Origin of the sequence: Saccharopolyspora rectivirgula DSM 43747 (assembly GCF_000497205.1) — a bacterium.
Taxonomy (GTDB): domain Bacteria; phylum Actinomycetota; class Actinomycetes; order Mycobacteriales; family Pseudonocardiaceae; genus Saccharopolyspora; species Saccharopolyspora rectivirgula.
The window spans coordinates 38282-63210 of sequence record NZ_AYJW01000011.1 but is presented as its reverse complement, the minus strand read 5'-3'; the positions used below and the strand labels follow the sequence as shown (position 1 = coordinate 63210).

At 69.1% G+C, this 24929-nt stretch carries 19 protein-coding genes; 8 read left to right on the top strand and 11 right to left on the bottom strand.

The genetic code is table 11. The features are described from left to right. The 4 genes from SREC43747_RS0105260 to SREC43747_RS0105240 all read left to right on the top strand — a co-directional run bounded on the left by SREC43747_RS0105260 (position 1) and on the right by SREC43747_RS0105240 (position 9348). Positions 1-756: a sirohydrochlorin chelatase gene (locus SREC43747_RS0105260; protein WP_029720108.1), complete on the top strand. Its 756-nt coding sequence runs from the start codon at positions 1-3 to the stop codon at positions 754-756. Positions 757-1364: 608 nt separating this feature from the next. Then, positions 1365-6170: a type VII secretion system-associated protein gene (locus tag SREC43747_RS0105250; protein ID WP_051387716.1), complete on the top strand. Its 4806-nt coding sequence runs from the start codon at positions 1365-1367 to the stop codon at positions 6168-6170. Next, the gene (locus SREC43747_RS0105245) at positions 6167-8515 is read left to right on the top strand and encodes an ADP-ribosylglycohydrolase family protein (protein ID WP_029720106.1); all 2349 of its coding nucleotides are present in this window, start codon (positions 6167-6169) and stop codon (positions 8513-8515) included. Before SREC43747_RS0105250 ends, SREC43747_RS0105245 begins: the two co-directional genes overlap by 4 nt. Positions 8516-8571: 56 nt before the next feature. Then, positions 8572-9348 (top strand): enoyl-CoA hydratase-related protein, encoded by a 777-nt coding sequence (locus SREC43747_RS0105240; protein ID WP_029720105.1) that lies wholly within the window; start codon positions 8572-8574, stop codon positions 9346-9348. A 12-nt stretch (positions 9349-9360) separates the two neighbouring features. Here the strand turns inward: SREC43747_RS0105240 and SREC43747_RS0105235 are convergent, their stop codons facing one another. The 7 genes from SREC43747_RS0105235 to SREC43747_RS0105205 all read right to left on the bottom strand — a co-directional run bounded on the left by SREC43747_RS0105235 (position 9361) and on the right by SREC43747_RS0105205 (position 15341). Next, positions 9361-9729 (bottom strand): barstar family protein, encoded by a 369-nt coding sequence (locus SREC43747_RS0105235; RefSeq protein ID WP_236623036.1) that lies wholly within the window; start codon positions 9727-9729, stop codon positions 9361-9363. Between the two features lie 50 nt (positions 9730-9779). Beyond that, positions 9780-10187, bottom strand: a complete 408-nt coding sequence (locus tag SREC43747_RS0105230) for a guanyl-specific ribonuclease (RefSeq protein ID WP_029720103.1) — start codon at positions 10185-10187, stop codon at positions 9780-9782. After that, positions 10184-10417 carry a hypothetical protein gene (locus tag SREC43747_RS0105225; protein WP_029720102.1) on the bottom strand — a complete coding sequence of 78 codons (234 nt, stop codon included), beginning with the start codon at positions 10415-10417 and terminating at the stop codon, positions 10184-10186. The genes SREC43747_RS0105230 and SREC43747_RS0105225 overlap by 4 nt, the downstream gene beginning before the upstream one ends. A gap of 151 nt (positions 10418-10568) precedes the next feature. Next, positions 10569-11486: a 3-hydroxyisobutyrate dehydrogenase gene (gene mmsB / locus SREC43747_RS0105220; RefSeq protein WP_051387714.1), complete on the bottom strand. Its 918-nt coding sequence runs from the start codon at positions 11484-11486 to the stop codon at positions 10569-10571. Positions 11487-11537: 51 nt separating this feature from the next. Then, a complete protein-coding gene (locus tag SREC43747_RS0105215; RefSeq protein ID WP_029720100.1) occupies positions 11538-12569 on the bottom strand; it encodes an enoyl-CoA hydratase/isomerase family protein in 1032 nt (343 codons plus the stop codon). Between the two features lie 33 nt (positions 12570-12602). Further along, a complete protein-coding gene (locus tag SREC43747_RS0105210; RefSeq protein WP_029720099.1) occupies positions 12603-13769 on the bottom strand; it encodes an isobutyryl-CoA dehydrogenase in 1167 nt (388 codons plus the stop codon). A gap of 72 nt (positions 13770-13841) precedes the next feature. Beyond that, the gene (locus SREC43747_RS0105205) at positions 13842-15341 is read right to left on the bottom strand and encodes a CoA-acylating methylmalonate-semialdehyde dehydrogenase (protein WP_029720098.1); all 1500 of its coding nucleotides are present in this window, start codon (positions 15339-15341) and stop codon (positions 13842-13844) included. Between the two features lie 258 nt (positions 15342-15599). Here SREC43747_RS0105205 and SREC43747_RS20190 point away from each other — a divergent pair, with 258 nt between their 5' ends. Continuing rightward, on the top strand, positions 15600-16127 hold the full coding sequence (locus SREC43747_RS20190; protein ID WP_081722432.1) for a GNAT family N-acetyltransferase: 528 nt from the start codon (positions 15600-15602) through the stop codon (positions 16125-16127). A gap of 28 nt (positions 16128-16155) precedes the next feature. Beyond that, a complete protein-coding gene (locus SREC43747_RS0105195) occupies positions 16156-17160 on the top strand; it encodes a methyltransferase (protein WP_037331380.1) in 1005 nt (334 codons plus the stop codon). Here the strand turns inward: SREC43747_RS0105195 and SREC43747_RS0105190 are convergent. Next, the gene (locus tag SREC43747_RS0105190; RefSeq protein WP_236623035.1) at positions 17127-17792 is read right to left on the bottom strand and encodes an MOSC domain-containing protein; all 666 of its coding nucleotides are present in this window, start codon (positions 17790-17792) and stop codon (positions 17127-17129) included. The genes SREC43747_RS0105195 and SREC43747_RS0105190 overlap by 34 nt on opposite strands. A gap of 52 nt (positions 17793-17844) precedes the next feature. Continuing rightward, positions 17845-18918, bottom strand: coding sequence for a nitronate monooxygenase (locus tag SREC43747_RS0105185; protein WP_029720094.1), 1074 nt, complete (start codon positions 18916-18918; stop codon positions 17845-17847). A 151-nt stretch (positions 18919-19069) separates the two neighbouring features. Between SREC43747_RS0105185 and SREC43747_RS0105180 the strand changes: the two genes are divergently transcribed. Then, complete coding sequence (locus tag SREC43747_RS0105180; protein ID WP_029720093.1) at positions 19070-19699, top strand: GNAT family N-acetyltransferase; 630 nt, start codon at positions 19070-19072, stop codon at positions 19697-19699. Between the two features lie 158 nt (positions 19700-19857). On the opposite strand, the gene aceA is transcribed toward SREC43747_RS0105180, so the two are convergent. Then, positions 19858-21168 carry an isocitrate lyase gene (aceA, locus tag SREC43747_RS0105175; RefSeq protein ID WP_029720092.1) on the bottom strand — a complete coding sequence of 437 codons (1311 nt, stop codon included), beginning with the start codon at positions 21166-21168 and terminating at the stop codon, positions 19858-19860. A 118-nt stretch (positions 21169-21286) separates the two neighbouring features. Here aceA and SREC43747_RS0105170 point away from each other — a divergent pair, with 118 nt between their 5' ends. Continuing rightward, on the top strand, positions 21287-22753 hold the full coding sequence (locus SREC43747_RS0105170) for an XRE family transcriptional regulator (RefSeq protein WP_029720091.1): 1467 nt from the start codon (positions 21287-21289) through the stop codon (positions 22751-22753). A 114-nt stretch (positions 22754-22867) separates the two neighbouring features. On the opposite strand, the gene lepA is transcribed toward SREC43747_RS0105170, so the two are convergent. Next, a complete protein-coding gene (gene lepA, locus SREC43747_RS0105165; protein WP_029720090.1) occupies positions 22868-24724 on the bottom strand; it encodes a translation elongation factor 4 in 1857 nt (618 codons plus the stop codon). Between the last annotated feature and the right edge of the window lie 205 nt (positions 24725-24929).

Here is a 24929-nt window from a genome sequence, read left to right as displayed (position 1 = left end):
ATGATTCCACTGGTAGCCGTCGCCCACGGCAGCCGTGACCCGCGTTCGGCAGCGACCATCCACTCGCTGGCCAACGCGGTCCGCGCCGCAGTGCCCGGACTGGACGTGCGGGTCGCCTTCCTCGACCTGTCCGCACCGCGCGTCGGGGACGTGCTGAAGTCCGTGCACGGCGACGGCTACCGCGAAGCGGTCCTGGTACCGCTGCTGCTGGGCCGGGCGTACCACGCGCGGGTCGACGTTCCCGCAGCGGTCGCCGAGGCCCAGCAGCGGTTCTCCGGCCTGCGAGTGCACGTCAGCGACGTGCTGGGGCCGGACGAGCGGTTGGACCGAGCGGCGTGGCGGCGCCTGATGCAGACCGGGGTCCGCCCGGACGACCCGGAGCTGGGCGTGGTGCTGGCCGCTGCCGGCTCATCGCACGCGCCGGCCAACCGCTTGGTCGCCGAGGTCGCCGAGAGCTGGCAGGCGCGCACCAGCTGGGCCGGGGTGGCCCCGGCCTTCGCCGCGGCCGCCGAACCCGACGTCCCCGCGGCCGTCGACCTGCTGCGGGCGCGCGGGGCGAAGCGGATCGCAGTGGGCTCGTGGTTCCTCGCCCCCGGTCTGCTGCCCGATCGCATCATCCAGCTCGCGCAGCCGCACACCCAGCAGATCGCCGCTCCGATGGCCGATGACGCGGGTGTTGCCGAGCTCGTCGTGTCCCGGTACGCCGAAGCGCTCGCCGCCAGCACCGAATCCGCCGCTTATCCGGCGGCACTGTGAGCTGATCAGGCGAATTCACCAATCCTGCGGCGAAAATTCGACAAAACGGAGTGTTGTGGCCGCCCCAGCGGCATGATGTTGTCGTGCGGACCAGCTTCGCACGCAACTGGCGGCAACCGCCGGCCCCCGACCCGCGGTTGCCGCCGACCTAGTCCGTTGGGGGAACGGTGCCGTCCCGGTCTCATTTGATCGCCCGCATCCTGCCGCAGTTGGCCCGGACCGAGCAGGAGCGCTCGTGCCACTTCTTCCCGCTGCCCGAGGACGGTTCGGTTCCCTCCGAGCTGAGCGCGTACTGCGGTTTTCGGATCACTCCCGGTCAGGCGGAAGCTCTTCCCGGCCCCACCGGAATGCCATGTGTAGCCTGCCTACTCACTGTTGCGGTAACAGATCATCAATCATGAAACACGGGCGTTGATCTTCAGTACCCCTGACGATCCAAATCACTAAGATTCACTCCGAGTGGTCGTGAGAGAGTTTGTCCGAGCGTCAGCGACGAAACCGGCAACCCCTCTGCCGCGTCGGAGCTGTAGATCCGGCACCGTCAGTGACCACTGGGGTGGGGGCATCGAATGCAAGCCTGGAAGAGGAGTCGGGGACAAAAGCGCGAGATGAATACGCAGCAACCGAGCCGGCCGGCCATCACACCGGCCATGCGGGAGCAGGCGAAGAAGCAGCCGAACTCCTGGCTGTACGTGGTGGATCCGATCTTCACCGACCCGAACGCGGAGGTGCCCCCTTGGGGGTTCATCGGCGGTTACCGGGTCGATGAGCGCGGCGAAATCACCGACGAGTTCTCCCCGAATCCCAACTACCGCCCTTCACCCGTTGCTCTGCGACTGCCCGCGCCGACCAACGACGCCGAACGCGCGCTGCAGCTCACCACCACCGGATACGCGCCGGGGCAAACCCTGTTGAACGCCCTGCTGGAAGCCGAGCTGATCCTCTTCGCCCAGCCACAGGGCAGCGGATTGTTCCTGCTCGAGCACGAATCCGGCCGACGACAGCTGCAGGTGTTCACCTCCGACAACTACCTGCCTCCGAATTGGAGCACCTGGCAGCGGATGACCGGCCGGCAACTGGCCGGGCACAACCTCACCGGCGTCGACCTGCAGATCAACCCGACGAGCCCGGTCAAAGCCCGCATCCCGGGCGAGGACCTGGTCAAGGCCGCCGGCGCCAACCCGCCGAAGACCCCGGCCCCCATCCCGCCGGCCAGCGACGCGGCCACGAAGCAGACACCGGTGCCGACGCAGCAGGCCAGCGCGGAAGCGCCGACCGTGACGATTCCGGCGGAAGCGCAACCGAAACCGCCGCAGCCCAGCAACGGCCAACCGCAGCCACCGCAGCAGCAAGGGCAGAACGGCCAGCCAGCGCAGCCCCAGCAACGGCAGGAACAGGCCCCGGCGCAACCGGATCCGACCGCGAGCGAGTTCGGCAAGCGCTTCCTCGGCTCGATGCTGGGCAGCGCGATCGGCGATGCGCTGGGCGCACCCGTCGAGTTCTACCCGGTGGGCCAGATCCGCAGCCGGTTCGGCGAATCCGGTGTCCGCGACTACGACCGCAACGGCGACCACCCGGGCGAGTTCACCGACGACACGCAGCTGACCCTGTTCACCCTGGAAGGGCTGATCCGAGGGCACATCGCGGTGCGCAACCAGCTGGCCGACACGCCGCTGCCCTCGATCCAGCTGGCCTACCAGCGCTGGCTGCACACCCAGGGCTACGCGTGGGTCCGGGCTGCCGGACCGTTCGCCGAGCGCAACCCGGAGCCGAACGGTTGGCTGATCAACCAGCGCGAGCTGTTCTCCGTGCGGTCGCCGAACAGCAGCTGCATCACCGCGCTGCGCGAATTCGCCTCGACCGGGAGACCCGGCACGTTCACCCACCAGATCAACGACGCGAACGACTGCGCGGGCGTCGTGCGCGCGGCGCCGATCGCGCTGTGGTCGGACGATCCGGCCGAAGTGTTCGACCTGGCCGCTGCCACCGCGGCGCTGACCTTCTCCCAGCCGGAGGGGTACCTGCCGGCCGGTGTGCTCGCCGCGCTGGTCCACGCGCTGCTGCGCGGCAAGCCGTTACCGGAAGCACTGGCGAAGTCCCGGGCGCTGCTGGCGCGCTACCCCCGGCACGAGACCACCGACCAGCTCCTGCAGACCGCTGTCGAGCTCGCGCAGCAGGGCACCCCGTCCGCCGAGCAGCTCAAGGACCGGCTCGGCGGGGGCTGGGCCGGTCACGAGGCGCTGGCCATCGCCGTGTGCGCGGCGCTGAGCACGAACACGGTCATGGACGCCATCATGACCGCGGTCAACCACTCCGGGGACAGCGACTCGACCGCCGCGATCTGCGGCAGCATCGTCGGCGCCCAGTACGGGGTCGGCGCCCTTCCCGGCGTGTGGCTGCGGGACCTCAAGCACCAAGAGGTCGTGGAGCAGCTGGCCCGGGACGCACTGCTGGAATTCGGCCCGAATCCGCCGGAAACCGACAACTGGCGGCAGCGCTACCCGGTCGAGCACGACGTGCTGGAACTGGACTTCAGCACGGAGCAGCCGGCGGGCGGGACCGCCGCTCCGGAGAAGCCCTCGTCGGAGACGTCTTCGGAAGCGCCGGCCGCCCAGCCTCCCCAGGTCACCGAACCACCTCAGGTCACCGAGCCCCCGCAGCAGGAGACCGCGGAGGACACCGCGGAAGAGGCCGACGAGCGGTCGCTGCAGATCCTGGGCCTCGTGCTCGGTGGGGCCGTCGGGGACGCGATCGGCTACCCCGTCGAGGAGGCCTCGCTGGAGGAGATCCGGAGCAAGCACGGCCCCGCCGGGGTCACCGGCTTCCCCTCCGACGGGAACCGGGCCGGCATCATCAGCGACAACACCCAGCTGAGCCTGTTCACCCTGGAAGGTCTCATCCGGGCGGCCATCCGGCGCCGGTTGCACGGGGAGCAGGACCCGGTGCTGCAGGTGCAGTACGCCTACCAGCGCTGGCTGCACACCCAGGGCGTGGCCTGGAAGGACGCCGGCGGCCCCATCGCGGGAAGCCCGCCCGACGGCTGGCTGATCGAGCAGCGCGAGCTGTTCGACCGCCGCACCCCCAGCCCGACGAACATCCAGGCGCTGCAGGGATTCGCCGCCGGGAACGACCCCGGTTCGTTCGACCAGCCGTTGAACGTGTCCAAGGGGTGCAGCGGAGTGACCCGCGCCGCCGGGACCGGCCTGTGGTCGGACGACCCGAGCGAAGTCTTCCGGCTGGGGGCGCGCACCGCGGTGCTCACCCACGGCCACCCCAGCGGCTACCTGCCGGCCGGCGCGCTGGCGGTGATCATCCAGCAGCTCGTCTCCGGGCGTTCCCTGCCGGAAGCCATCGACCGGGCGCTGACCGAGCTCGCCGGCTGGGAAGGCCACGAAGAGACCACCACTTCGCTTCGCCGCGCCATCGAGCTGGCCGCCGCCCAGACCCCCACGCCGGAGAAGATCAACGAGTGGCTCGGTGAGGGCTGGTTCGGCGAGCAGACCCTGGGCATAGCCGTGTGCGCGGCTCTGACGCACCCGGAGTCCTTCGCCGACGCCGTTCTGCTGGCCACCAACCACACCGGGGACAGCGGCTCCACCGCCGCGGTGTGCGGCGCGATCATGGGCGCGGCCCGCACCGTGAACAGCATTCCACCGGAGTGGCTCCGCGAACTGGAGCTGCACGACGTCATCCGGCAGCTCGCCGAAGACGCGGCCCAGGAGTTCGGTCCGACCCCGCCCGAGGGGCTGGACTGGCTGCGCAGGTATCCCATCGGGGTCAACGCCCCGGTCGCCAAGACCGGAGCCGTGGAAGCCCCCGCCGAGCCTGCGGACAGCGGGAAGTCCGACGAATCCGACCAACCGGCTCCCGAAACCGCGGAGGAAGCGAAGCCCGCTGTCGAACAGCCAGCGGCGACGCCGGCACCGCAATCCGCTCCCCCGGAAAGCGCTGCCACCACCCCGGGAGCTCAGTCCGCGGTGGAGGAAGAGGGCGAACGGTCGACCGCTGGGACGGAGCCTCCAGCGGAAGGACCAGCGGCGGAACCGGCAGCGGAGGAGACCGCCCGGGAGGGATCCGAGGCTCCGGACGAATCCGAGCAGCCCGCGGAACCGGAAACCGCTGCCGCCCAGTCCGCAGTGGAGCCGGATGGTCAGCTCACCGACGAGGAACTGCGCCTGCTCGCCGCGTGGCGGAAGTTCCGGGACAACTCGGAGGACAGCCCGGCGAAGCTGAGCGAAGGGCTGCACCGGCTCCTCGTCGAGGCGTTCGGCGAGGAACGAGCCGCCCAGCTGCTGGGCGAAGTCCGGGAACAGCCCGAGGAAAAGACCGTCGCGGAAGAAGCGGTGCAGGTCAGCCCGGAGCAGCGGCTGGCCGGCTGCGTGCTGGGCGGCGCCGTGGGGGACGCGCTCGGCGCCCCGTGGACGTTCGTTCCGCTGGAAGAGGTCCAGCAGCACAATCCGGACGGGGTCCGGGAGTACTCCGAGATCGCCGGTTCCGACCGCGGATCGGTCACCGCCCTGACCCAGCAGACGGCTTTCGTCCTCGAAGGACTGATCCGGGCGAGCCTGCAGGAGGAGCCCACCAAGCGAACGGCTGAAGTCCGGGCTTCGCTGCGCCGCTGGTTGCACAGCCAAGGAGTGCCCGGTGGTGCGGACTCCCCCACCAGCGCTGTCGCCGAAGCCGCCGCGGAGTGGCCGCAGCGGTTCCCGGACGAGGCCTCGCTGGTCGCTTTGGGCCAGTGGAACGGTCAGGACGCTCCGCTCCCCAACCCGGAGAACCCGCCCAACGACGCCCGCAGCCCGCACGCGACGGTGCGCGGCGCCGTGGCCGGGTTCGCCGCCCGCACCCTGCAGGAAGCGGTTTCGCTGGGCATCGAGCTCGCCGTGCTGACCCACGGCAGCCCGGACGGTTACCTGCCCGCGGGCGCGCTGGCCGGGCTCGTCTGGTCGCTCCAGCAGGGCCAGTCGCTGAGCAGCGGTGTGCAGGCGGTGCTCGCCGAACTCGACCAGATCGAAGGTGCGGAGATCACCGCTGCGCAGCTGCGCGCGGCCACCGACCTGACCGCGGGTGGGCCCGTCGACGCGCAAGCCATGGAGAAGCTCGGGCCGGCCTGGAGCGCCCCGGAAGTGCTGGCCGTCGGTGTCGCCGCTGCGCTGTCCCACCCGAACTCGGCTGCCGAGGCGATCTCCCTGGCGGCCACCCATTCCGGGCACAGCTCGGCGACCGCCGCGGTCTGCGGTGCGCTGATCGGCGCGGCGCGCGGCGCCGAGGACATCCCGGAGTCCTGGAGAAGCGAGTTGGAGCTGCGCGAATTGCTCCAGCAGCTGGCCGACGACTACTTCCGCGCGGGAGGCGAACTGTCCGACGAGCAGCGCCAGGAACTCCTCCATCGCTACGGTGACCGAAGTCAGTGAACAGCATTCGGCTCGACAGCACAGAACGCGCGCTGCTGGCGGCATTCCGCCGGCAGCGCACTCCCGCGGGCTTGACGCAGGTGGAGCAGCAACTGATCGCCACCTGGCGGAACTGGCAGGAGCACCCGGCCAGCCGCCCGTTGTGGGCCATCGAATTGCGGCAGCAGCTCGGCGCGGAGCCGACACCGGCTCCGGAGAGCGGGTTGGCCGACGCGGCGCCGGACGTCGAAGGCAGGTTGTTGGGCCTGCTGCTCGGGGGTGCTGCAGCTGAGTTCCGGGCGCTCGGACGGGTCGGCCAGCGCACCAGCGCGCTGCTGTTCGTCCTAGAAGGGTTGATCCGGGCGCACACCCGGCTCCGGATGACCGGGGAAGGCGATCCGCTCGCCTTCGCGGTGAGCGGGTTGCGCCGCTGGCTGCATTCGCGGGGAGTCCCGTGGCGGGACTGCGGTGGCGACAAGCGGGACGGTTGGTTGATCGGCGAGCCGGCCCTGTGGTCCCGGAGCGTGGACGAACCGACCATGATCACGGCGATGGCGCGGATCGCTGCCGGGCGCACCGCCGGCACCCGGCAGGACCCGATCAACAGCGCCAACTCCGCGACCTCGGTTCCGCTCGGTGCCCTGGCCGCGCTGTGGTCGGCGGACCTGGACAATTCGGTGCAGTTGGGCGGAGATCTCTCCGCGCTGACCCACGGGCACCCCAACAGCCACGCGGCCGCCGGCGTGCTCGCGGCGACGACGTACTGGCTGCTGCGGGGTCGTTCCCTGACCGAAGCCCTCGACAGCGCCGTGCACCAGTGGCCCAACGCCCAAGCCCACCTGGAACGGGCGGTCCAGCTCGGCCGGCTCAGCCCGGCCGGGCTCCGGCCCAGGCGGCGGCACCTGGCCGCGATGAGCGGTCGGGGCGCGCTGGACACGCTGGCGCTGGCGCTGCGGATTTCCGTTGCCTGCGCCGGGGACTTCGTCGGCGCCGTCGAATCGGCCACCGAGCACGGCGGCGACACCGCCACCACCGCGGTGCTGTGCGGGCAGCTGATCGGCGCGCTGCGCGGTCCGACGGTCGTGCCCGCTCGCTGGCGGGCCGAGCTGCCGGTGACCGGCATCGTCGAGCAGCTCGCCGTGGACGCGGTGACCGAGTTCAGCTCCTGCCCCGACGAATCGGACCGGTGGCAGCAGCGGTACCCGATCCTGCAGACCGCCGCGGACCGCACCGGCAAGACCGGCTACCGGCCACCGCTGAGCGGGCTGCCGCAGCTGAGCGCGTTCCGCAACCGCTTCCTCGGCTCGGTGCTGGGGGGTGCCGCGGGGGAAGCGCTCGGGTTGCCGATCACCACCGATTCCTGGGAGGAGATCCAGAACCGGCACGGCCCGGAGGGGTTGAAGAACTACGTTCCCGCCGGTCACCCCTCCGGCAGGCTCGGCAGTGAAACCCAGGTTCTGCTGTTCACCACGGAGGGTCTGATCCGGGCGAACGTGGCTCGCCGCACCGGTCAGCCCGACATCACCCCGGTGCGCCACGTCCAGCACGCCTATCAGCGCTGGCTGCACACCCAGCACTTGAGCTGGGCCCGGGCCGGTGGGGAGTTCCTCGCCGAAGCACCGGAGCCGGACGGCTGGCTGGTCGAGCAGCGCGCCCTGTTCCACGCCCGCAATCCCGGGCGGACCATGATGCGCACCCTGATCGCGTTCGCCAAGGGACAGCAGGGGCTCGGAACCCCGCAGAAGCCGGTGAGCGATTCCGCGGACGGCTCGGCGCTGCTGCGCGCCGTGGCCGCGCCGCTGTGGCACCCGGAGGCGGAGGAGGCTTTCGACCTCGGTGTCCAGTTGGCGGCGCTCACCCACGGGCACCCGTCGGCGTACTTGAGCGCCGGGACGCTGGCGTTCCTGCTGTCGCGGCTGCTGCACGGCACTTCGTTGCAGACCGCGTTGGACGACGCGCTGGACGTGCTCGGGGAGCACCAGCAGCACAGCGAGGTGAGCCGCCGGTTGACCACCGCGGTGCGGCTGGCCGGCGGTGGCCCGGTGGGCCCGGAGGAGCTGGTGCGCAGCCTGGGCACCGGGTGGAGCGCCCCGGAAGCTCTCGCCATCGGCGTGCACGCGGCACTGTCCTGCGGCGACGACTACGACACCGCCCTGAGGACGGCGGTCAACCACTCCGGCAACAGCACCTTGACCGGAGCGGTCGGTGGCGCGCTGGCAGGAGCTTCGGTGGGGGCGGACCACATCGCCGACCACTGGACGGCGGACCTGGAGTTGTGCGAGGTCATCGAGCAGCTCGCCGAGGACGCCCTGCTCGAGTTCGGCACCTGGCCCCCGCGGTGGGGTGACCGGTACCCGGCGACCTGAGGGAATGCGACGCAATTCACTGTTCGTCCGGTTGGGGCACGGCTAACGTGCCCCGCATGGAAGAACTCGTACACCGGACCGTGGAAAACGGCATCGCCACCATCACGCTCGACTCCCCGCGGAACCGCAACGCGCTCTCCGCGCAGCTCCGCCGGGAATTGCGGGAGCAGTTGGCCGCGGCGAACGCCGACGACGCGGTTCGAACCATCGTCCTGACGCACACGGGACCGGTCTTCTGCGCCGGCATGGACCTCAAGGAGTCCCGCTCCGCCGGGGCTGAGGACCAGGGCGTGCAGGAGTTCCCGGCGATCCTGGAGCAGCTGTGGACCAGCCCGAAGCCCGTGGTGGCGAAACTGGCCGGCCCGGCCCGCGCCGGCGGTGTCGGCATGGTCGCCGCGTGCGACATCGCGGTCGCCGCTGAAACCGCGACGTTCGCGTTCTCCGAGGTGCGCATCGGCGTGGTGCCCGCGGTCATCTCGGTGACCGTGCTGCCCCGCCTGCACGCGCGGCAGGCGCACGAATTGTTCCTCACCGGGGAGACCTTCGACGCCCGCCGGGCCCAGGAGATCGGGCTGATCAACTCGGCGGTTCCGGCCGACCAGCTCGACGACGAGGTGAAGCGGTTCACCGACATGCTCGTGCTGGGCGGGCCGAACGCCCTGGCGGCCACCAAGCGGATGTTGACCGCTCAGCGGCCGGCGTCGATGCGGGAGGCGTTCGCGGAGATGCTCGAGCTGTCCGCCGAGCACTTCGCCGGCGCCGAAGGCCAGGAGGGGATGCGGGCGTTCGCGGAGAAGCGCAAACCGAACTGGGTGCCGGACGCTCTCAAGTGAGCGCTCGTCCCCTCACTCGTCGGTGAGCACCGCCCGGAACGACCGGCCGCACATGGGGTGTTCGGACGCGTCCCGCAGCACGGCGTTGATCCCCCGGTAGGCCTTCGGATCGTTCCGGGCGAGCACCCGGTGGTGGGACCAGATCAGCACGTGCTCGCCTTCCGGCAACCAGGAGAGGTCGGTCAGGCAGTCGTAGAGGGCGTCCAGGTTGCGTCCGGACCACTCCGGGAAGTCCAGAGCGGCAGCGATCCCGTCGAGCGCAGTGCGCTTGTTGGTCAGTTCTGAACCGTCGAGGTGGTGCGGGATGGCGCCGCGCTCCTCGGCCTCCGTCCCGGCTTGTCGTGCAGTAAGACCGGAGGAAGGTTCTTCCACCTCAGCCACTGCGGGCTCCTTCCTCGTCTTCAAAGCCCACTTGGTAGGAAACATGGAAGTCAACCGTTTACGTCAACAACAACAAAGGATTCGTAGTGATCGCTGGTGTAGTAAAGCTCAGATTCTTCGCCAGTGACCAATCGACGGGCCCCCCGATCAGACGAACCTGGTGTCGGAACCGTGTACTCACGGTAATAACCGCGGGGCTTGTTGGGAAGCAGCTCCTCTCGGTTACCGAAGACCGTGCCATCCTTCTCGGGAAAAGGAAATGGGCCGCCCCGGTTAATCAACTCCCAGGTCTGCTCGACCTCGGGCGGCAGGGACGAGATCGGCCGCACCGGCAGCCCGGATTCAGCCCCCGGGACCTGGTGCTGCGGACCCGTGACATCGCGGACGAACCAGCCCACGAAGACCAGCACGATCAGGCCCACCAGCGCGGTCGTGATGCGCCTGCGCGAACCTCTCACGCCAGATCCTCCCGGCTTTCCGCACCCTCCCGGTTACCCAGCGGGGGCTCGGCGTCACGCACCCAGGTGAGCCGGGCGATGAGTCCGTCGATGCCGTGATCAATCACCCTGGCCAGCCCCCAGCAAACGGGCAGCAGAACTGCGAACACCAGGGCCACTTGCAGCGGGTAGGGCAGCTGCACGATCCACAGCTCAGCGCCGTCCCACCACTCGACCAGCCACTCCAACACAGAGCGCAAGGGTACGCGGGCGGTTCAGGGCGCGTACGCCACCCCGGCCAATACGTGACCTCGGCTCGGATTCCTTGTGGAACCGCCCCCGGTGTGCACAAGAAGGGGGTGCTGGAAGCAGCTCCAGCACCCCCTCCGGCCCCGTGGGGGCTCAGGCCTCCTTGGCCTCCTCGGTCTCCTGCAGCGGCTTGGAGTGCTCGCGGACCAGCTTGATGATCGCGCCGAAGTCGTAGCCACCGCCGCCTTCGTCGTTGAACCGCTGGTACAGCTCCGCGGCCAACCGGCCCACCTCGGTGTTCGTGCCGCTCTGCTCGGCGGCGGAGACGGCCAGCTTCAAGTCCTTCAGCATCAGGGCCGCCGCGAACCCGGGCTGGTAGTCGTGGTTGGCCCGGCTGGTCTCCACCAGCCCCGGCACCGGGCAGTTGGTGGTCAGCGACCAGCACTGCCCGGTGGAGATCGAGGCCACGTCGTAGAAGGCCTGGTGGTCCAGGCCCAACCGTTCGCCGAGCACGAAGGCCTCGCTGACGGCGATCATCGAGGCGCCCAGGATCAGGTTGTTGCACATCTTCGCGACCTGGCCGTTGCCCGGACCACCGCAGTGGATGACCTTGCGGGCCATGGGTTCCAGCAACGGCTCGGCTCGGGCGAAGTCCTCCTCGGCACCGCCGACCATGAAGGTGAGGGTGCCCGCTTCGGCTCCTGCGGTGCCGCCGGAAACCGGCGCGTCGAGAGAACCGAACCCGGCGATGCCGGCCAGCTCGTGCGCCCGGCGGGCATCCGCCACGTCGACGGTGGAGGAGTCGATGAACAGCGTCCCCGGGTCGGCCGCGGGCAGCGCTTCGTCGTAGCACTGCAGCAGCTGCTGCCCACCGGGGAGCATGGTGATGACCGCGTCGACGCCGGAGACCGCCTCGGGCACCGAGCCGACCGCGTTCACCCCGTGCTGCTCGGCCTTCGCCAGCGCTTCCGAGGAGAGGTCGAAACCTCGGACCTCGTGACCGGCCTTGACCAGATTCGCCGACATCGGACCACCCATGTGGCCCAGTCCTATGAACCCAATGACAGCCATTGTCATCCTTCCTTCGCCGACTGGTTTCCTGTCAAGGCCGGTCGGATCGCGCTAGCTGCTCAAGTCCAGCCCTTCCACCGGCGCGAAGAACTTCTCCACCCGCTGCTCGTCCACTTCCCCGAGGGTCTTCGGGGACCAAGCGGGGTTGCGGTCCTTGTCGACCAGCGTGGCCCGCACGCCTTCGACGAAGTCCCCGATGCGCACGCACGCCAGGGAAACCCGGTACTCCTGCTCCAGCGCCTGCTCCAAGGACGTGAACTCGGTGCGCAGGGACCGCAGGGTCACCTTCAACGAAGTGGGCGACTTCTGCTCGATGGTGTCGGCCGCTTCCCGAGCGGCCGGTTCCGGGCGGTCCCGCAGCCGCTGCAGGATCTCCTCCACGGTCGACGCCGAGTAGGCCGCGTCGATCCACTCCCGGTGCTCGGCCAGGGGAGGTTCGGGCGGTTGCTCGGCGAACTTCTGCAGCGCCGCGTCCGGGTCCCCGTCCGAAAGCGCCTCCAACAGCGCTTCCAGGCTGCTGCTGGGCACGTAGTGGTCGGCCAGGCCGCAGTAGATCGCGTCCGGTCCGGTGATCGTGGTCCCGGTCAGCCCCAAGTGGACACCGAGCTGCCCGGGCGCTTTCTGCAGCAGGTAGGTGCCGCCGACGTCGGGCACGAAACCGATGCCGACCTCGGGCATGGCGATCTTGGATCGTTCGGTGACGACTCGGTGCGAACCGTGCGCGGTGACGCCGACACCGCCGCCCATGCAGATGCCGTCCATCAGGCCGACCACCGGCTTCGGGTAGCGCGCCAGCGCGGCGTTGAGCTGGTACTCCTCCGCCCAGAAGGTCTCGGCCAAGGTCTCGTCACCGGCTTTGGCCGCATCGTGCAGGGCGCGGACGTCACCGCCGGCGCACAGCCCGCGCTCACCGGCGCCGTCCACGGCGATCACCCGGATGTGCTCGGCGTCGCGCCACCGCTGCAGTGCCTCGGTCATGGCCCGCACCATTCCCAGCGTCAGGGAGTTGAGCGCTTTCGGGCGGTTCAGTGTGATGCGTCCGAGCGCTCCTCGCTCACTGAGCAGGACTTCGGGCTCTGTCATAGTGCCGACTCCTCTTGCGGCCGCCCGTCCCGGTCACGACACCTTCAGGAGTCCACGGGAGATGATCAGCCGCATGATCTCGTTGGTACCTTCCAGGATTTGATGCACCCGCAAATCGCGGACGATCTTTTCCAGGCCGTATTCGGCAAGGTAGCCGTATCCACCGTGGATCTGAAGGGCTTCGTTGGCCACCGCGAACCCGGTGTCGGTGGCCAGCCGCTTCGCCATGGCGCACAGCTGGGTGGCGCGGGGGTCGCGCTGGTCCAGCGCCACGGCCGCCCGCCACAGCAACAGCCGGGCGGCTTCCAGCTCGGTGGCCATGTCGGCCAGTTTGAACTGCAGGGCCTGGAAATCGCTGATCTTGCGGCCGAACGCACTGCGCTCGTGGACGTAGGAGAGGCTCTTGTCCAGCGCTGCCTGCGCGCCTCCGAGGGAGCAGGCGCCGATGCTGAGCCGGCCGCCGTCCAGCCCGGCCATGGCGATCTTGAAGCCGATTCCTTCGTCCCCCAACCGGTGCGCGGCGGGGACCCGCACTTCGTCGAAGATCACTTGCCGGGTCGGTTGGGCGTTCCAGCCCATCTTCTTCTCGTTGGCTCCGAAGGACAGTCCCGGCGTGTCCTTCTCCACCACGAAAGTGGAGATCCCCTTGGCGCCCGGCTCCCCGGTGCGGGCCATGACGACGTACACGTCGGAGCTGCCGCTGCCGGAGATGAACTGCTTCACCCCGGTGAGCACGTAGTCGTCCCCGTCCCGGACCGCCCTGGTCTGCAGTGCTGCCGCGTCCGAACCGGCACCCGGCTCGGTGAGGCAGTAGCTGGCGAGCCGGCGCATCGAGCACAGGTCCGGCAGCCAGCGGCTGCGCTGGGCGTCGGTGCCGAACCGGTCGATCATGCCGGCGCACATGTTGTGGATGGAGATGTAGGCGGCGATGGAGGGGTCGCCGCTGGCGAGGGCTTCGAAGACGAGCACCGAGTCGAACCGGCTCAGGCCGCTGCCGCCGACGGACTCGTCGACGTAGATGCCGCCCATGCCGAGTTCCCCGGCTTCCCGGATCACCTCGACCGGGAAGTGCTTGTCCTGGTCCCACTCGATCGCGTGAGGGGCCAGCCGCTCCGCCGCGAACTGGCGCGCGGTTCGTTGGATCTCCTGCTGGTCCTCGGTCAGGCCGAACGGCGAAACCGGCGTCGCTGCAACCGACACTGCTACTCCTCCCGGGACCGCGAGGGCCGGTGAAGCAGGCGGAGGTGCTGCTCCACCGGCTCGCGGCGCGGATCAGTGCATGGTGGGGATGGTGAAGCTGGCGCCTTCCTTGAGTCCGGACGGCCAGCGCGAGGTCACCGTCTTCGTCTTGGTGTAGAAGCGGATCGAGTCCGGGCCGTGCTGGTTGAGGTCGCCGAAGCCGGACCGCTTCCAGCCGCCGAAGGTGTGGTAGGCGATCGGCACCGGGATCGGCACGTTGACGCCGACCATCCCGGTGTTCACGCGGGAGACGAAGTCGCGGGCCGCGTCTCCGTCCCGGGTGAAGATGGCCACCCCGTTGCCGTACTGGTGTTCGCTGGGCAGCCGGAGGGCTTCTTCGTAGTCGGCGGCCCGCACGATCGACAGCACCGGGCCGAAGATCTCCTCCTGGTAGATCCGCATCTGCGGGGTGACCCGGTCGAACAGCGACGGGCCCAGGAAGAAGCCGTTCTCGTGGCCGGCCAGCTGGAAGTCCCGGCCGTCGACGACGAGTTCGGCGCCTTCCGCCACCCCGGTTTCGATCAGGTCGCGGACCCGTTGCTTGGCCTGCGCGGTGACCAGCGGGCCGAAGTCCGCGGATTCGTCGAAGCTGGTGCCGACCTTGAGCTTACCGATGCGCTCGACGAGCTTCTCCCGCAGGGCCTCGGCGGTCTGCTCGCCCACCGGGACGCCGACGGAGATCGCCATGCACCGCTCACCGGCCGAGCCGTAGCCGGCCCCGACGAGCGCGTCCGCCGCCTGGTCCATGTCGGCGTCCGGCATGACGATCAGGTGGTTCTTGGCGCCGCCGAAGCACTGCACGCGCTTGCCGTGCGCGGCCGCGGTGGCGTAGATGTACTCGGCGATGTCGGAGGAGCCGACGAATCCGACGGCTTCCACGCGCGAGTCGGTGAGGATCGCGTCCACCGCGGTCTTGTCGCCGTTGACGACGTTGAACACCCCCGGCGGCAGTCCCGCCTCGATGAACAGCTCGGCCAAGCGCAGCGGCACCGAGGGGTCCCGCTCGGAAGGCTTGAGCACGAAGGCGTTGCCGCAGGCGATGGCCGGGGCGGCCTTCCACAGCGGGATCATCGCCGGGAAGTTGAACGGCGTGATGCCGGCGACCACTCCCAGCGGCTGGCGCATGGAGTAGACGTCGATGCCGGTGCCGACGCTTTCGCTGTACTCGCCTTTGAGCAGGTGCGGCACACCGACCGCGAATTCGACCACTTCCAGGCCGCGCTGGATGTCGCCCTTGGCGTCGGCGACGGTCTTGCCGTGCTCCGAGGACAGCAGCCGGGCCAGCTCGTCCTTCTCCTCGTTGACCAGCTGCAGGAAGCGCATCAGCACACGGGCTCGCTTCTGCGGGTTCTGCGCCGCCCACGCCGGCTGGGCCTCGGCTGCGTTGGCCACGGCAGCGGCGACTTCTTCGGCCGAGGCCAGCGGCACCCTGGCCTGCACCTGCCCGGTGTTGGGGTCGAAGACGTCGCCGAAGGAACCGGAGGTCCCCGCAACTCGTTTGCCGCCGATGAAGTGCTCCAGCTCGTTGGTCATATAGCACCCTCCGCCGCCCGGACCCGGTTTGCTCGGAATTCAGATACTTGGTAGTCCAATCTTTCTCAGACAACGGCGGTTTGCAAAAGGGTGATGTGCGTCACTGACCCTGTCGGGGTGTCACCGACCGGCGCAAACCCGGGCCATCCCCGCCGCGCCCCCGACCACAACCAACCCTTCGGAGTAATCCGCGGTGGCCCCGCCACGGATTCGCGGAATCCCCGGATGCACCCCGGCCAGATCATGTTGACTGGCCGGATGGACATCCAACTCCACCCGTTCGACTTGGCCGTCGAAGCAACCCGGTGCCAAGAGCTGGCCAGAACGGCGATGAGCGCGGCTGGGCAACCCGGCGGCGCGCTCATCGGCAACCGCTTCCCCGAGATCGCCGAAATGGACGGGAACCTCGCCCTCGGCGCCTACTACCGGGGCGACCTCGCCGGAATGCTGCTCGGCCAACCGGTGCGCAACGACCGGTGGTTCTGCAACCAAGTCGCCCTCGCCCTGGACATGTGCGAGAACCTGCACTGGCTGGACGACGCGTTCAAGATCTCCGAGCTCCACGTGCACCCGGACGTGCAGAGCTGCGGCGTGGGCACGGCACTGCTCGCCGAAGCCGACCGGATGATCACCCACTCCCGCACCGTGCTCGTCACGAACGCCACCGGCAACCACCGGACCAAGGAGTTCTACCGGCGACGCGGATTCCGCACCATCACCGGCCCATTCCAATGGATGAACCTGTTCCAGCGGGTGCTCGTCCTCGGCCGGATGACGCCGCGCTGACCGAGGCCAGCGGGACTACTCTGCAAACGTGACGCCGGAGTCACGAGACGTCTGGGCCATGGCCGACCTGGCCACCCCGTTCGCCGTTCGAACCGCAGCGACGCTGCGCGTGCCCGACATAGTCCGGGACGGCCCGGTCCCCCTGGACGAGATCGCCCGGAGGTGCGGCGCGCAACCCGACCCGTTGGGCAGAGTGCTGCGCTTCCTGGTCCACCACGGGGTGTTCACCGAGCCGGAACCCAACGTCTTCGGCCCGAACAAGGCGTCCAACGCCCTGCTCAGCGACCTGCCCGGTGGCCCCCACGCCTGGCTGGACCTCGACGGCGCGGTGGGCCGAGCCGACCTCGCCTTCGTGGAACTCATCGAACAAGTCCGCGGCCACCACCCCGCGTACCCGGCCGCGTTCGGCCGCTCCTTCTGGGAAGACCTCGCGCACAGCCCCCAACTGGCCGAATCCTTCGACTCCCTGATGGAGACCAAGACCCACGGCATCGCCTCGCTGATCGCGACCGCGCACGACTGGAACCGGTACGACCGGGTCGCCGACATCGGCGGCGGCAACGGAGCGGTGCTCGCGGAAATCCTCAAAGCCCACCCGAACCTGCGGGGAGTGCTGGTGGACCTGGCCGGCCCCGCCCGCAACGCGCCCCAGCACCTGCAGGAAGAAGGGGTGCGGGACCGCGCCGAAGTGGTCACCGCGAACCTGTTCGAGCCGTTCCCGGTGCACGCCGACGCGGCGATCCTGTGCGACGTGCTCGGCGACTGGGAGGACGCGGACGCCACCCGGCTCCTCAGCCACTGCGCCGAGGCCGTGTCCCCCGACGGGCGCGTGCTGGTCATCGAAATGCTGCCGGAAGCCGGGCAGATGGCCGTGTTCACCGAAATGGACCTCCGCATGATGGTCTACGTGGGAGGCCGCATGCGCGACTTGGACCAGCTCGAGCAGATCGTCGAAGCCGCCGGCCTGGCAGCCGTCGACGTCACTCCGATGGACAACGGCTACACCATCGTCGAGTGCGAGCGCTCCTCCTGACGCCGCAGCTCCCGCTCGACCTCCGCACCCACCTCGTCGGGCAGATCCGCCAGCGCCATCCGCACCCGATCGGCCAAGCCCCCTTGCTTCCTCCGGTAGAAGGCGAACACCTCGGCCACCGTCACCCCGTGCTCGGGCCGGGACAGCACCTCCACCGGGTCCCCGGCCGTGACCACGCCCGGCCGCTCGACCGCCAGGTACGCGCCGGTCCTGCCGTGCTCGGTGAAGAGCTTGACCAGGCGCTGCTCCCCCCAGAAACCGGCGAAGACCCGGCAGGGCGTGCGCGGGCTGGTGACCCGCAGCACCGCGGTGCCGACCCGCCAGCGCTCACCGACCACCGCGTCGCTGCAGGCGCACCCGGTCAGCGTCAAGTTCTCCCCGGCGTTGCCGGGAACGAGCTCCCGGCCGAGCACCCGCGCCCAGTGGGCCAACTCCTCGCTGTCGAAGGCGTAAGCCGCCTGGTACCAGGCACCGTGGTGCTTGGTGTCGCAGACCGCGTCACCGTGAACTCCGGTGGTGTCGAAGCGCACCCCACCGGGGACCGGACGTTTGTCGATTCCGCTGCGCCCCACCCGTCCAGTCCACGGATCGGTCCGCACCACCGCGGTGTTCACTGACTCCACGTAACCCACGCGGGACAATCTACGGGGCCGGTCTCGATCTCCCCAAGCGACGTTCCCGCGCTCACAACGCGTCCGACGCGCTCGGCGACAGCCGGTCGCGAGCTCCCGCCATCGCCTCGCGAGCTTCCGCCATCAGCTGCTGCACCAGCTGCGCGGCCGGCATCGGGCGGGCTTGCGAGTAGGTCTGCCCGGCCCACATCGACATCCGCTCCGGGTCACCGGCCTTGGCCGCAGCACCGCGGATCGGCTTGGTCAGGTTGTTCAGCTGCGGGTAAGCCGCCGGCGCCACTGGGCCGTGCTCGGTCATGAACTCGTTGACCAATCCCCGAGCCGGTCGACCGCTGAAGGCACGGGTGAGCTCGGTCCACCTGGCCCCGGCGGCGATCTGCGCCCGGTGCTCCGACGAGGTCCCGGCCTCCGCGCACACCAGGAAAGCCGTGCCCAACTGGGCCGCCACCGCGCCAGCGGTCAGCACCGCGGCCACATCGGCCCCGTGCACCAATCCGCCAGCGGCGATGACCGGAAGGTCCACTTCGGCTTTCACCAGGCGCAGCGCGGCCAGCAGACCGTAGAGCGGGCCGCCGCCCGGCGACCGGCCGTCGTCTTCGAACACCGCGCGGTGCCCACCGGCCTCCATCCCCTGCACGCAAACCGCGTCCGCACCGACCGCCGCGGCCTGCGCTGCTTCTTCCGGGGTCGTCACGGTGACCACGACCTCGGAACCCACCTCGTGCAGTCGCTCCACAACGGACTCCTCCGGGAGCCCGAAGGTGAAGGAGACCACCGGGATCCGCTGGTGGACGACCAACTCCACCTTGGCCTGGTACTGGTCGTCGTCCCAGGAGGGCGCCCCGGCCCGCACCCCGTACCGGGCGGCTTCCGCTCCCATCCTGGCGCAGTAGTCGTCCAGGTCGATCGCATGCCGGATGCCGGGCACGAACAGATTCACCCCGAACGGTTCGGAAGTGCTCTCCCGCACCGCGGAAACCTGTTCGGCGAGCGCCTTTTCGGTGAGGTAACCGCCCGCGAGGAACCCCAGACCGCCTGCCGAACTGACCGCAGCGGCCAACTCGGGCGTGGAAATCCCTCCGGCCATCGGCGCGGAGATCAACGGGAACTGTCGCTTCGCGATCATGCTCCGACCGTATCGGCAACGACGGCCCGCAAGGGCACCGAGTCGAGGCTTCCACCTTCCGGTTGTGCTGCCCACCACACGACTTTTCCCGCCGCCCGACCACCGGCTCGGGCATAACGGAAGTGGGGACGAATCACGGAGAGAGGTGGGAATGCTGCGCACAGGAATCCGAGAGGACCGGTTCACCAGAACGGCGGTCGGCGAGGACGCCGCGGAGATCAGCGACCTGCTGGGTCAGGCCTATCAGGACGAACCGCGCATGGTGGCCCTGCTGCCCGACCCCGAGCACCGGCGCACCAAACTGAGCGAATTGTTCTCCCTGCTCTTGGACCAGGACAGCCGGCACCGGGAGAGCGAGCTCTCGGTGCGCGGCGGGCGGATCGAAGCGGTGGCGGTGTGGGACCGCCCCACCGGAGTCCCGGACCGGCTCGGCTACCGCCTGGTCCAGCTGCCGGCCCTGCTGTCGGTCTTCCGCTGGCGGATCCCGGAAACCATGCGCGCCCTGGAGACGCTCAACACCGAGACCGGTCACCGCCCGGACGAACCGCACTGGCGGCTGTTCGCCCTCGGCACCACCCCATCGGCGCGCGGCCGAGGACTCGCCGGAGAACTGCTGGAGAGGGGGTTGTCCCGAGCTGATGCGCAGGACGTTCCCGTCTACACCGAAGCGGCCACCCACGCCGCGGTGGCCAGCTTCCAGCGCCGCGGCTTCCGAATCATCCAGGAGTACACCGTGCCGAGCGGGCTGACCGTGTTCGGTTTGTGGCGCGATCCGGCCTGACCGGCGACCACCGGGGAACAGCAAGAAGGGCGGGAACCCGCTTCCGGGTTCCCGCCCGCTCGCACCAGTGCGATCTTCCGACACCCCGCCACAGGGCCGCTGGTGCGCCTAGGTGCTCAGTGCGACCTCCCCCTCTCGGGACCGCACCGAACACAGCCTCAGAACTGAGCAGCCTCCGTGGAGCCGGCCAGCGCGGTGGTGGAGGACTCCGGGTTCACCGCGGTGCTGATCAGGTCGAAGTAACCGGTGCCCGCCTCGCGCTGGTGACGGGTGGCGGTGTAGCCGTCCTTCTCCGCGGCGAACTCCCGCTCCTGCAGGTCCACGTAGGAGGTCATGCCGTCGGCGGCGTAGCCCTTGGCCAGGTCGAACATGCTGTAGTTCAGCGCGTGGAAGCCGGCCAGGGTGATGAACTGGAACTTGTAGCCCATGTGGCCCAGTTCGCGCTGGAACTTGGCGATGGTGGCGTCGTCCAGGTTCTTCTTCCAGTTGAACGACGGCGAGCAGTTGTAGGCCAGCATCTGGTCCGGGTACTCGGCCTTGACCGCCTCGGCGAACTTCCGCGCCAGTTCCAGGTCCGGGGTGGAGGTCTCCATCCAGATCAGGTCGGCGTACGGGGCGTAGGCCAGCGCACGGGTGATGCAGGGCTCCAGGCCGTTGCGGACCTTGAAGAAGCCCTCGGAGGTGCGCTCACCGGTCAGGTACTGGCGGTCGCGCTCGTCGACGTCGCTGGTCAGCAGGGTGGCAGCCTGCGCGTCGGTACGGGCGATGACCAGGGTGGGCACACCGGCGACGTCGGCGGCGAGCCGGGCCGCGTTGAGGGTCTTGATGTGCTGGCTGGTCGGGACGAGCACCTTGCCGCCCAGGTGGCCGCACTTCTTCTCGGAGGCGAGCTGGTCCTCCCAGTGAACACCGGCAGCACCCGCGGCGATCATGCCCTTCATCAGCTCGTAGGCGTTGAGCACGCCACCGAAGCCGGCCTCGGCGTCGGCGACGATCGGCGCCAGCCAGTGCACCGGCTCGGTCGAGGTCTCCTCGGCCTCCGGGTCGAGCGCCTCGGACCAGGTGATCTGGTCGGCCCGCTTGAGGGCGTTGTTGATCCGGCGGACGACGTTCGGAACGGAGTTGGCCGGGTACAGGCTCTGGTCCGGGTAGGTCTCGCCAGCCAGGTTGGCATCCGCAGCGACCTGCCAACCGGACAGGTAGATCGCCTTCAGGCCGGCGCGGACCTGCTGGACGGCCTGGTTACCGGTCAGCGCACCGAGAGCGTTGATGTAGTCGGTCTCGTGCAGCAGCTTCCACAGCCGTTCAGCACCCTGCCGAGCGAGGGTGTACTCCTCCTGGACCGAACCGCGGAGCCGGATGACGTCGTCAGCCGAGTAGGTGCGCTCGATGCCCTTCCAGCGCGGGTTGGTCTCCCAGTCCCGCCGCAGTTCCTCAACTGCCTTCTGCGCCTGCTCGCGGATGCTCATGGCGTTCACCTTTCACGGATTGCTCGCGCCTGTTGTTTCTCAGTCTTGACCACGCATCCGCGAAAGAGGAGAACTTTTCCATGTTAATTTTCGAGATTTTTCTGCTATCATCAATCTCATGTCAGAGTTAGTCGGCGAAGAAGACCACAGTTTTTCGACGGAACACGACCTCCTGGTCTTCGGGCAACGCCTGCGCCACCTGCGCAGGGCAGCCGGCCTCACCCTCTCCGAACTGGGAGAAAAGGTTGGCCGCGCACCCTCCCAGCTGTCCCTGCTGGAGAACGGGCACCGGGAGCCAAAGCTCTCGCTGCTGCGGGCGCTAGCCGACGCCCTGGGCACCTCCGTTGACGAACTGCTGTCGAAGAAGGCGCCGAACCGGCGCGCCGAACTGGAGATCGCGGTCGAGCGGGCCCAGAAGGACCCGCTGTACCAGCAGCTCGGTGTTCCCCCGCTGAAGGTGAGCAAGCGCATCCCCACCGAAGCCCTGGAGCACGTGCTGGCGCTGTACGAGGAGCTCAAGCGGCGCGAGACCAAGCAGGTGGCCACCCCGGAAGAAGCCCGGAAGGCCAACGCCGATCTGCGCCGCATGATGCGCGAGCACGGCAACTACTTCCCGGAGATCGAAAAGGTCGCCACCGATCTCCTGGAGCGGGTCGGGTACCACGGCGGCGCGCTGTCCGAAGGCCTCATCCACTCGCTCGTGCACCACATGGGCTACCGGATCCGGTTCGTCACCGACCTGCCCCGCTCGGTCCGGTCGGTCACCGACCTGAAGAACCGCCGGATCTTCCTGCGGCGGGAATCGCTGGGCATGCACAGCCCGCGCACGATCCTGCTGCAGACGCTCGGGCACCTCACGCTCGGTCACCGCCAACCCAGGGACTTCGCCGACTTCCTGCGCCAGCGGGTGGAGGCGAACTACTTCGCCGCCGCGGTGCTGGTGCCGGAGAAGACCGCGGTCCCCTTCCTGCAGGAGGCGAAGGCCGAGCGGGACCTGGCGGTGGAAGACCTGCGGGACGTCTTCTCGGTCTCGTACGAGATGGCCGCGCACCGGTTCACCAACCTGGCCACCCGGCACCTGGACCTGGTCTGCCACTTCGTCCGCAACGACGAAACCGGCATCATCCACAAGGCCTACGAGAACGACGGGCTGCTCTTCCCCAGCGACCCGACCGGGGCGATCGAAGGGCAGCGGATGTGCCGGTACTGGGCCGGGCGGCAAGTCTTCGCCTCCCCCGACCGCTACTCGACCTACTACCAGTACACCGACAAACCAGGGGCCACCCACTGGTGCGTGGCCCACGTCGACCCCAGCCGCGGCCGCGACTTCGCCATCACCCTCGGCGTTCCCTACAACGAATCCCGCTGGTTCCGCGGCCGGGACACGACCAACCACGCCAAGTCCCGCTGCCCGCACGGCGAGTGCTGCCAACGTCCGCCAGCGGACCTGGCCAGCCGCTGGGAAGGAATGGTCTGGCCGTCGGCCCGGGCCCACTCGCACGTGCTCGCCGCCCTGCCCTCGGACACCTTCCCCGGGGTGGACGAGGCGGACGTCTACGCGTTCGTCGAAGCCCACCAGGACTGAACGGACGCACGTCCCACCCGTTCCGTCCGCAAAGGACACCGAAGGCCAGTGCAGAGCTGCCACGGGGCGCCGAGCTGGGAGGACCAGCGACGGCGCCCCGAGGCAGGGCTCGGGCTACTTCTTCCCCTTGCCGCCCTTCTCGTCCTTGCCACCGGCGTCGGTGGACAGCGCGGCCACGAAGGCTTCCTGCGGAACCTCGACCCGACCGATGGTCTTCATCCGCTTCTTGCCTTCCTTCTGCTTCTCCAGCAGCTTCCGCTTGCGGCTGATGTCACCGCCGTAGCACTTGGAGAGCACGTCCTTGCGCAGTGCGCGAATGGTTTCCCGAGCGATCACCCGGGAACCGATGGCTGCCTGGATCGGCACCTCGAACTGCTGCCGCGGAATCAGTTCCTTCAACTTGCTGGCCATCTTGGTGCCGTAGGCGTACGCGGAATCGCGGTGCACGATCGCGCTGAAGGCGTCCACCGGCTCGCCCTGCAGCAGGATGTCCACCTTCACCAAGTTGGAGGCCTGGGTGCCGGACTCCTCGTAGTCCATCGACGCGTAGCCGCGAGTGCGCGACTTCAACTGGTCGAAGAAGTCGAAGACGATTTCGGCGAGCGGCAGCGTGTAGCGCAGCTCCACCCGGGTCTCCGAGAGGTAGTCCATCCCGTTGAGGTTGCCGCGGCGCGACTGGCAGAGCTCCATGATGGCCCCGACGAACTCCGACGGGGCGATGATCGTGCACTTCGCCACCGGCTCGTGCACCTCGCGGATCTTGCCCTCGGGCCAGTCGGAGGGGTTGGTGACCTCCACTTCCGTGCCGTCGTCCATCAACACCTGGTAGACGACGTTGGGCGCGGTGGAGATCAGGTTCAGCCCGAACTCGCGTTCCAGCCGAGCCCGGGTGATCTCCAAGTGCAGCAGCCCGAGGAACCCGCAGCGGAAACCGAAGCCGAGCGCACCCGAGGTCTCCGGCTGGTAGGTCAGCGCGGCGTCGTTGAGCTGGAGCTTGTCCAGCGCCTCCCGCAGCAGCGGGTAGTCGCTGCCCTCCACCGGGTACAGCCCCGAGTAGACCATGGGCTTCGGTTCCCGGTAGCCGCTCAGCGGCTCTTCCGCACCGTTGCGCTCGGCGGTCACGGTGTCCCCGACCTTGGACTGCCGGACGTCCTTCACGCCGGTGATCAGGTAGCCGACTTCACCGACGCCCAACCCTTCGCACGGCTTGGGTTCCGGGGAGATGACCCCCACCTCGAGCAGCTCGTGGGTGGCGCCGGTGGACATCATCCGAATCCGCTGCCGAGGGGTGATCTTCCCGTCCACCACTCGGATGTAGGTGACCACGCCGCGGTAGGTGTCGTAGACCGAGTCGAAGATCATCGCCCGCGGCGGGGCGTCAGACCTGCCCTCCGGCTGCGGCACCTGCCGCACCACCTCGTCGAGGACGGCCGGCACGCCCTCGCCCGTCTTCGCCGAGACGCGCAGCACCTCCTCCGGCTCGCAGCCGATGATGTGCGCGAGCTCGGCCGCGTACCGGTCGGGCTCGGCGGCCGGCAGGTCGATCTTGTTGAGCACCGGGATGATCTGCAGGTCGTGCTCCATGGCCAGGTACAGGTTCGCCAAGGTCTGCGCCTCGATGCCCTGGGCCGCATCGACCAGCAGGATGGCTCCCTCGCACGCGGCGAGCGACCGGCTGACCTCGTAGGTGAAGTCGACGTGCCCTGGCGTGTCGATCATGTGCAGCACGTAGTCGGTGCCGTCGACGGTCCAGGGCATCCGGACGTTCTGCGCCTTGATGGTGATGCCGCGTTCCCGCTCGATGTCCATCCGGTCGAGGTACTGGGCTCGGTACGCGCGCTCATCCAGCACCCCGGTCAGTTGCAGCATCCGGTCGGCCAGGGTGGACTTGCCGTGGTCGATGTGCGCGATGATGCAGAAGTTCCGGATCCGCTCCGGGGCGGTGAACGTCGTGTCGGCGTAACTGCTCACTCAGTGTCCTCGCGGATATCGGCTGATACGGGGGTGTTCACCCCATGGTCCCACGCCACTCCGGGTGTCCGGCGCCCAACTCCGGGTTACCTCCGTTGTACCGGGCCGGGCAGCGGCGTTGAGCTGGGGGTGCGCAGCTGACCAGCTGTTCTGCCCGGTGCCCGGCGCACCGCACCCGGTAGCCGGTGGCGCGGAGCCGCTCCGG